8 protein-coding genes and 1 pseudogene are annotated in these 6,899 nt (G+C 42.2%); 2 read left to right on the forward strand and 7 right to left on the reverse strand.

The window, feature by feature from the left end:
* Positions 1-13: 13 nt before the first annotated feature.
* The 3 genes from nuoL to ACILP5_RS04630 all read right to left on the reverse strand — a co-directional run bounded on the left by nuoL (position 14) and on the right by ACILP5_RS04630 (position 3,170).
* Entirely contained in the window at positions 14-1,897 is a 1,884-nt protein-coding gene (nuoL, locus tag ACILP5_RS04620; RefSeq protein WP_395617485.1) for an NADH-quinone oxidoreductase subunit L, read from the reverse strand.
* Between the two features lie 28 nt (positions 1,898-1,925).
* Positions 1,926-2,255, reverse strand: coding sequence for an NADH-quinone oxidoreductase subunit NuoK (nuoK, locus tag ACILP5_RS04625; protein WP_395617486.1), 330 nt, complete (start codon positions 2,253-2,255; stop codon positions 1,926-1,928).
* 105 nt (positions 2,256-2,360) lie between these two features.
* Complete coding sequence (locus ACILP5_RS04630) at positions 2,361-3,170, reverse strand: exonuclease domain-containing protein (protein ID WP_395617487.1); 810 nt, start codon at positions 3,168-3,170, stop codon at positions 2,361-2,363.
* A gap of 53 nt (positions 3,171-3,223) precedes the next feature.
* Between ACILP5_RS04630 and ACILP5_RS04635 the strand changes: the two genes are divergently transcribed.
* Positions 3,224-3,907: a YjjG family noncanonical pyrimidine nucleotidase gene (locus ACILP5_RS04635; protein WP_395617488.1), complete on the forward strand. Its 684-nt coding sequence runs from the start codon at positions 3,224-3,226 to the stop codon at positions 3,905-3,907.
* On the opposite strand, the gene ACILP5_RS04640 is transcribed toward ACILP5_RS04635, so the two are convergent.
* Genes ACILP5_RS04640 through ACILP5_RS04655 form a run of 4 tightly spaced genes read right to left on the reverse strand, consistent with a single transcriptional unit; the run spans position 3,890 to position 5,943 of the window.
* The gene (locus ACILP5_RS04640) at positions 3,890-4,513 is read right to left on the reverse strand and encodes a hypothetical protein (RefSeq protein ID WP_395617489.1); all 624 of its coding nucleotides are present in this window, start codon (positions 4,511-4,513) and stop codon (positions 3,890-3,892) included. The two genes, ACILP5_RS04635 and ACILP5_RS04640, sit on opposite strands and share 18 nt — an antisense overlap.
* Before the next feature lie 8 nt (positions 4,514-4,521).
* Positions 4,522-4,824, reverse strand: coding sequence for a (2Fe-2S) ferredoxin domain-containing protein (locus tag ACILP5_RS04645; protein ID WP_395617490.1), 303 nt, complete (start codon positions 4,822-4,824; stop codon positions 4,522-4,524).
* Positions 4,825-4,826: 2 nt separating this feature from the next.
* Entirely contained in the window at positions 4,827-5,591 is a 765-nt protein-coding gene (locus tag ACILP5_RS04650; protein ID WP_395617491.1) for an exodeoxyribonuclease III, read from the reverse strand.
* Positions 5,578-5,943: a hypothetical protein gene (locus ACILP5_RS04655; RefSeq protein WP_395617492.1), complete on the reverse strand. Its 366-nt coding sequence runs from the start codon at positions 5,941-5,943 to the stop codon at positions 5,578-5,580. The genes ACILP5_RS04650 and ACILP5_RS04655 overlap by 14 nt, the downstream gene beginning before the upstream one ends.
* 170 nt (positions 5,944-6,113) lie before the next feature.
* On the opposite strand from ACILP5_RS04655, the pseudogene ACILP5_RS04660 reads away from it, so the two are divergent.
* Positions 6,114-6,899, forward strand: a pseudogene (locus ACILP5_RS04660) (4-hydroxy-3-methylbut-2-enyl diphosphate reductase); the annotation flags it as partial.

Genomic DNA, 6,899 nt, shown 5'->3' on the forward strand with positions numbered 1-6,899 from the left:
GGCGATCGAAGGATTAATGAAGGATCGTACTTTTTAAACTAACAAATAAGATAACAACGATGGCCGCAACCATGCAGAATAAGTAGATTCCTACGTTACCTGTCTGGGCTCTTCGGAACTCGCTCGACGCATATTTCACGAATCGACCTAGGCCTTCTACGAACAAGTCGATTACTAAGAAATCGATCACTTGGAAGAAGAAATTAGATAGGAACGCAATAGGCTTTACAAATAACGTATCGTATAATTCGTCGATGTAGAATTTGTTATAAATCACTTTTTGGATACCAGAAACTTCTGCATCTTCTGCTGGAACCGATTTCTGCATTCCGAATAGATAGATGGCTAAGAACGCTGGTAAGAAAGCGGCTAATAGAGGAGCTCCTCCTTCTAAACTCAAAAAGTTTACCTCTCCAGCTGCACCTGCTTCTGGCAATAATGGCGCTAACCAATGTGCTAAGAATTCATTACCTCCTGCAAAATGTGGCAGGTTAATTAAACCGCCACCCACGGAGAATACGGCTAAAATAATCAACGGCAACGTCATCGTGATAGGAGACTCGTGCAAGTGATGTGCTTGTTTTTCTGTCCCTCTGAACTCTCCGTAGAAGGTTAATATGAACACACGGAACATATAGAATGAAGTTAAGGCAGAACCTAAAATCGCTAAACTCCACATGATCGGATCATGGTGGTAAAGGCTCGCTAAAATTTCGTCTTTCGAGAAGAAACCGGCGAATGGAGGAATACCCGCAATGGCGATAGTACCTAACATAAAGGTGATAAACGTAATAGGCATCTTCGATTTCAATCCACCCATGCGGCGAATATCTTGTTCATCTGACATCGCGTGAATGACCGAACCGGCACCTAAGAACAACAAGGCCTTAAAGAAGGCGTGTGTCATTACGTGGAAGAAAGAAGCGGTGTAGGCTGATGCGCCTAAACCCATGAACATGTAGCCTAATTGGGATACGGTAGAATAGGCAAGGACTTTCTTAATGTCGTTTTGGAACAAACCGATTGCAGCGCCTAATAGGGCAGTCGCTAATCCGATCCAACCTACGAAGTGCAATACTTCTGGGCTTAATTCGAACAAGGCGTTTGCACGGATAACCATGTAAATACCTGCTGTCACCATCGTCGCTGCGTGGATCAAAGCAGATACGGGAGTAGGACCTGCCATCGCATCTGGAAGCCAAGTAAACAACGGTATCTGCGCTGATTTACCCATTGCGCCGATGAATAAACAGAAAGCGATGATGCTTAAATCTGTTGTATAATCACCGCTTTGAATCGCTGCGAAAATCGTGTTGTAATCTGTTGTCCCAAAATCCTGGATCAACAAGAAAATACCCACTAAGAAGCCTAAGTCACCAATACGGTTCATGATGAAGGCCTTGCGAGCCGCATCTCCGTAGGAATTCTTTTGGTTCCAGAATCCAATCAATAAATACGAACACAAACCTACGCCTTCCCATCCAATGAATAGTACGGTGAAGTTTGCCCCTAAAACCAAGATTAACATGAAGAACACGAACAGGTTCAAGAAGGCAAAAAACTTACCAAAACCCGCATCATGCGACATATAACCGATCGAATAGATATGAATCAAAGTGCCTACCCCGGTAATTACTAAGAGCATCAGAATCGATAATTGGTCGATTTGGAAGGCAAAAGGAATCTTCAAGGAGCCTACATTAATCCAATCCGCGATGGGCAAAATTTGCGCCTGGCCATCAAAATTTAAGAATAACTGAAGCGATAAAGCGAAGGCAACCAAGGGAGGAATTGTTCCAATTATGCCCGCGATTTGCTTCGGCAATTTAGGGTACGCTAAACCATTAATAGCAAATCCTAATAAGGGTAATAGTGGAATAAGGAATAGTAAAGACATATTAATTTGGCGGAATGGGTTCGCTGAATTAGTTTTTTAACTTGTTGAGAACACCGATGTCGATGCTTTGAATATTGCGGTAAATCATCACGATAATCGCTAAACCTACAGCTACTTCCGCTGCGGCTACGGCCATGATGAAGAACACGAAGATTTGACCCGCAGGATCTGAATAATACGATGAAAAAGCGGCTAACAACAAGTTAACGGCGTTTAACATTAATTCGATCGCCATGAATACGATGATCGCGTTTCTGCGAGTTAATACGCCCATAATACCGATACAAAACAAAGCAGAGCTTAAAATAATGTAATGCGTTAATGGAATCGTACGAATAATTTCAGGTATTGATTGCATAGTCTTAAATAATTACCAAGGCTTCAGGCAAAAGCCTGTCCAAAAAATGCATTTATGCGAGGCAAAAATACGAAAATATCTGATAGCCTCGACATCAAAAATGCCTTAACGCTGAAAACCTTGCAATTTTATTTCGGTTAGTTTGCGCTTGGTGTCCATTGGGAAATCACCCTTCATCATCCAGTCATAATAGGAGGGGTCAGACTTTAAAACTTCGATGACCGGTTTGCCTATGTGTTTGCCAAAATTAAAGCAAGCCACACGCTCCTTATTGTACGCCATTCGATTTGCGTAGTCTATTGAATTCGAGGCGCTTAGCTCGTGTAGTTTATCCATATCGTTTTGGATCGGGAAGACTTCCTTGCCGTCTGCATCCTTAATGGACTTATTCGCGTAGTGTTTTACTTGAGCATTCAATACCTCAAGCGTGGCTAACACATCCGCCTCAGCTCCGTGGGCTCCGATTAATTCTTTGCCACAATAAAATTGGTAAGCAGCAGTTAAGTTGCGAGGCTCCATTAAATGGAAAATGCGTTGGGCATCCACTAATTTTCTATTTTTCATGTCAAAATCCACCTCAGCGCGAAGCATTTCTTCCACTAACATAGGTACATCGAAACGGTTCGAATTAAATCCGGCTAGATCACAGCCGTCCAAAAAAGTCGCTAAAGACCTAGCTACCATGCGAAAAGTAGGCTCATCCTTCACATCTTCATCGTAAATACCATGCACTAAAGAGGCTTCTAATGGAATCGGGATGCCAGGATTCACACGACGCGTTTTTACCTCCACGGTTCCGTCTAGATTGGCTTTGGCAATCGAAATTTCCACAATGCGATCGCGGTTAATTTGAATGCCGGTTGTCTCTAAATCGAAAAAGGCTAGAGGTCTCTTTAGTTGTAATTGATGTTCCATGGGATTTTTTAAAATGGGCCAAAGCAAAGATAAGTTATTATTACCTTTGTCGAATGAATTTTCAACCGAAAGCGCTTTTTTTTGACTGGGATCATACCCTGTGGGATCACGATTTGAATGCCCGAGAAGTTTTACTGGATTTAGCGGTTGAATATGAGCTCGACATCGAGCCGGATAGCTATTGGTCGACCTTCGAAAAAATCAACAACGGTTTATGGGACCAATATGCTGCAGGTGAGATTTCGCAGGCAGAATTACGGGAGATTCGTTTTGTTCGCTTTTTTGAGGAGGTCGGCATCCAGGGACCCGCGCAGGAATTCGGTGATAAATACCTTTCGCGCGCGCCACGAAAAACGAATTTAATGCCGGGCGCTTTTGATCTTATTCAAGATTTAGCTGAGCATTTTCCCCTGTACATTTTAACGAACGGCTTCGATGATATTCAATACGTGAAGATTGAAGGAGCAGGTATGCGTTCTTTTTTCAAAGAAATTATCACATCGCAGCAAGTGGGGACGAAGAAACCGAATCCTCAATTTTTCCACTATGCTTTATCACGTGCTGGAATTGAAGCTCATGAAGCCTTAATGATTGGGGATCATGTGGAGGCAGATGTGCGCGGTGCTTTGCAGGTGGGAATTCCGGCGATTCATTACAATCCTTTTTCAGTGGAAACGGATTTACCTCACGAAATACAACACTTGGATGAGCTGAGGGCTTTACTCAAAAATCGATAATTGGTTATCGCTCGATTTGCGATCAAAAATTTTCTTATCTCGGATGAATTTTTTGTTCTCTTCTAAGAACAAAATGAACTTCTCGATTTGCTCGTATTGAACACTGAAATCGATATTATTCACGTCGTATGATTCTACGTACACCTGCTTAAAATCCGTAATAACGTAGTCTAGGCGTTGGATTCCGTATTTTTGAAGTCCTAAGAGGTACAGATTTTGGTGGTTGGTCAAAAAGCGATTCGGTTCATAATATGCCGTACTTTTTAAATCGAAAGCCACCGTATCGCCTACACCATCTACATAACCGTATATCTGGGCGTTCTTATAGCGGGATTCAACGTAAAACTGGGTCTTGTATTTTACAGGTAATAATTCGCGGGCTTGATCGATGATTCCCTCAGCAAAGGCTTCTTCATTCTCTCCTAAAGTGACAGCTCGCTCGAAATCGATCCCTTTTTGCTGTGCATTCGTCGTTGGTTTTCTCACCCGATTAATGCGGTCAATTAACTCGATTTCATCCACAATGATTTTACCATTCCCGTCACGAGACTGGTTCACGTAGAGATTAAAAGAATTTAAAAGGGTAGGATACAAGCGGTAAATCATGTCGCAATTTATTGAATTTGGAGGCGAGTCACAATCTCATCTTCGATTAAATGCGATTTTGTGATCTCTGCCACATCTTCTACTTGAACATTGCCATAGAATACACCTTCAGGGTAAACGACCATGGTAGGGCCTTTTCCACAGAAATCAAGGCAGCCTGATTTTTGAACGCGGATTTTAGCGGTTCCTCCTTGTGCAGCATAGCTCGCTCTGAAGGCGTCAACTAATTCCATTCCGTGGCCAGAACCACAACATTTTTTAGGGGCATCTTTGTCGTTAGCGCAGATAAATACGTGTTTTTCGAAATGCATAATTAGCTATTTAAAAGTAATACGATAGGACAATGGTCTGAATGCTTTACGTCTGGAAGGATGGACGCATGTTGAATTTTAGAGGCCAAAGTCTCAGACACCATTTGGTAATCAATTCGCCAGCCCAAGTTTTTACCTCTTGCTCCGGCGCGGTAAGACCACCAGCTGTAGTGGTGTGGTTCCTCATTCACCGCTCTAAATGAATCTACGAAACCACGGCTCACAAATCCGTCCATCCATTCGCGCTCCTCGGGTAAGAAACCAGAGCTGTTCGCGTTGCCTTTTGGGTTGTGAATATCAATCGCTTTGTGGCAAATATTATAATCACCTGCGATGACTAAATTCGGAAATTCAATTTTGAGGGCATTAATGTAATTTTGAAAATCGCCTAACCAATCCATTTTGAAGGCTTGACGTTCATCTCCGCTTGAACCAGATGGCATGTAGACAGACATCACGGAAAATCCATCATAATCAGCACGCAAAACACGGCCTTCTGCATCGTATTTATCAATGCCGCAACCTACGGATACGTTGTTTGGCCTAATCTTACTAAATATCGCAACCCCTGAATAGCCCTTTTTCTGAGCGGAATGCCAATAGACTTCGTAGCCTAACGCAAAGATTTCTGACAAGTCCACCTGCTCGATTTCTGCCTTTAATTCTTGAATACAGACGATGTCTGGATTTTCTTCTTTAAGCCAAGAGATGAAACCTTTCGTGATGGCGGCACGGATGCCGTTGACGTTATAACTAATGATCTTCATTCGGGAATACCTCGGTTTTGAAATAATGAATGATATGTGCCTTTAAGAGTATTTCTTGCTCTTTCAAAGGCAGCGAAGGAATTCCTTGCACATTCTCCCAATGCGGCCAACCTTCCTCATCTAAGCCCTCCAATCGATAAAAATCGCTGTAGCTCAGCACCTTACAAGTGGCGATGTGTAGGAGATCTTGCTTTTGTTCTTTGGTAAAATGTGCGTGACCCTGCCCTAATTCTTGTACACCAATCATCAATAAAATGGGTTCCATTTCAGAGGGGCGCTTGCCAAACGAGTTTTCAAAAAAATCGAGAATCATCTCCCATTCTTCTTTAACTATACCTGGCTCGAATTCCATAAAGGGTGTGTATTTAATGAGGTGCAAATTAACCACAAAAAAATGATTAATTGCCGTAGATGTCGTAATTTTGGAAACCAATAACCCTAAAAGTAGTTTATAAAATGCATTCAATTGCACAAAAGCGTACATTCTCAACACAAACTCCTCTTAAACGAACCTTTAAAAAAATGAAATCCTTTTCTATCCCCTCTTTGTTTAAGAGTAATTTGATCGGTCGGATTAAGGAGGCTCGTCGTATTCAAGATAAATTAAAGAAGGATTTTACACCTACGCACCTGGATTTTGGTCCGGTGGAGGTATTGCTTTCGAGGCACTTTGGATTTTGTTATGGTGTCGAGAATGCCGTAGAAACGGCGTATCACATTATTGATCAAAACCCTGATCGCCGCATTTTCTTATTGTCTGAAATGATTCACAATCCAGCTGTAAATGCAGATTTATCAGACCGCGGTGTTCGTTTTATTCAAGATACATCTGGAAATCAGTTAGTGGCTTGGGAGGAATTGAGCTCAAACGATATTGTGATTGTACCTGCGTTTGGAACGACATTAGAGATTCAAGCGATTCTTCAGTCTCGTGGAATTGATCCCTATGCTTATGATACCACGTGTCCTTTTGTAGAAAAGGTGTGGAATAGAGCAGATGCGATCGGGAAAAAAGATTATACGGTGATTGTGCACGGGAAACCAAGTCACGAGGAGACGAAGGCCACGTTTTCGCATTCACAGTCTGTCACGCCTACGCTGATCATTAAAAATATCGATCAAGCCGTTGCTTTAGCGGCGTATATTAAACAGGAAAAAACGTCGAAGGAATTTTTTGAGGAATTTGAAGGGCAATATTCAGCGGATTTTGATCCGATGAAAGATTTGAAGCGAATCGGTGTCGTGAATCAAACGACCATGCTCGCGACGGATACGCAAGAAATTGTTGATTATTTGCGTCAAGTTATC

This window comes from Aquirufa sp. (assembly GCF_044239315.1).
Lineage (GTDB): Bacteria > Bacteroidota > Bacteroidia > Cytophagales > Spirosomataceae > Aquirufa.